The sequence below is a fragment of the Streptomyces sp. AC555_RSS877 genome (assembly GCF_019049245.1).
Lineage (GTDB): Bacteria > Actinomycetota > Actinomycetes > Streptomycetales > Streptomycetaceae > Streptomyces.
In genome coordinates this window covers 1-1,173 of the sequence record NZ_JAGMUK010000124.1, presented here as the reverse complement: position 1 = coordinate 1,173, position 1,173 = coordinate 1, and the positions used below count along the sequence as shown (strand labels likewise).

The following is a 1,173-nucleotide window of genomic DNA, read 5'->3' as shown; positions in this document are numbered from 1 at the left end:
CTAGTGCTGAATTCCGCTTTCGGTGGGTATAGCTACTGGTAGCGGGGTGGTTGCGGGTACTCGGGGGCGGGTGCTGGACGATGGTGTTACGGGTACGGCCGGGCCGTGACGAGGGCGAGCAAGCGGTGGTCCACCGCCTGGCGGCTGCCAGGAAGGCGCCGAAGGTTCTGGTGGAGCGGTGCCGGATGGTGGAGCTGAGCTGGGACGGCTGGCTGGTCCCGCAGATCGCCGACGAGCTGAGGTGCAGTCAGAAGACGGTGCGCCGCTGGCTGCACCGGTTCAACCGCTTGGGGCTTGAGGGCCTGGAGGATCTGGGCGGGCAGGGCCGCAAGCAAAGGATCACCGAGGCCGAACGCTCCCGGATCATCGCGATGGTCAAGCAGACCCCGCCCGGTCGGCTTGAGGTGCAGCCGTCGAACGAGATGTGGGCCGCGGACGAGTCGGGACCCTCGGAATGGACCTTGGACGCACTGGCTGCCGCGGCCCGGGACCTGGGAATCGAGGTAAGCCGCTCCCAGGTGCGCCGCATCCTTCTGGCCGAGGGCGTGCGCTGGCGGCGCACACGCTCGTGGACGCGCCCCAGAGATGCAGACTTCGAGGGAAAAGGACGCGGATCGTCGAGCTCTACACCAGCCCGCCCGCCGGCGCGACGGTCGTCTGCGCCGACGAGCTCGGCCCGGTGATCCCACGCACCTTCCCGCCGGCACCGGGCTGGTCACCTGACGGACACCGCATCAAGAACGAGATCGACTACTCCCGCGGACCGGAGAAAACCTGGGTCTACGGCGCCTTACGCGTCCGCGACGGCCAGGAGCTCACGATGACCGCCACCTCCCGCAACAGCGCCTTCTACCAGCAGTTCCTTCAGCTGGTCGAGGACGCCAACCCCGTCGGGGACATCTATGTGATCACCGACAATCTGTCCTCGCACAACAGCGTGTCCACCCGAACCTGGCTCGAGGACCACCCCCGCATCAGGCACGTGTTCATCCCGGTCGGCGCCTGCTGGCTCAACCTCCAAGAGGGCTGGTGGCGCATCTTCCGCAAGACCGCCCTGGCCGGACGCTCCTTCGGCGACCGCGACCACATCACCCACGCCACCGAAGTGGCCACAGCCCAGCTCAACGCCCGCGCCCGACCCTGGATCTGGGGCAGACCAGCACCGCCCACACG

Annotated in this window: 2 protein-coding genes; both read left to right on the top strand. The window is 68.0% G+C overall.

The genetic code is table 11. The features are described 5' to 3' along the window. The first annotated feature begins 80 nt into the window (after positions 1–80). On the top strand, positions 81–683 hold the full coding sequence (locus KUM49_RS37050) for a helix-turn-helix domain-containing protein (RefSeq protein ID WP_217241366.1): 603 nt from the start codon (positions 81–83) through the stop codon (positions 681–683). Continuing rightward, a partial coding sequence (locus tag KUM49_RS37045) for an IS630 family transposase (RefSeq protein WP_217241367.1) occupies positions 614–1,173 on the top strand: 560 nt, incomplete at its 3' end. The genes KUM49_RS37050 and KUM49_RS37045, both read left to right, overlap by 70 nt.

Bases quoted from the DNA above. Each gene is read 5' to 3' on its own strand.
- KUM49_RS37050 (WP_217241366.1), top strand. From the start codon at position 81: ATGGTGTTACGGGTACGGCCGGGCCGTGACGAGGGCGAGCAAGCGGTG.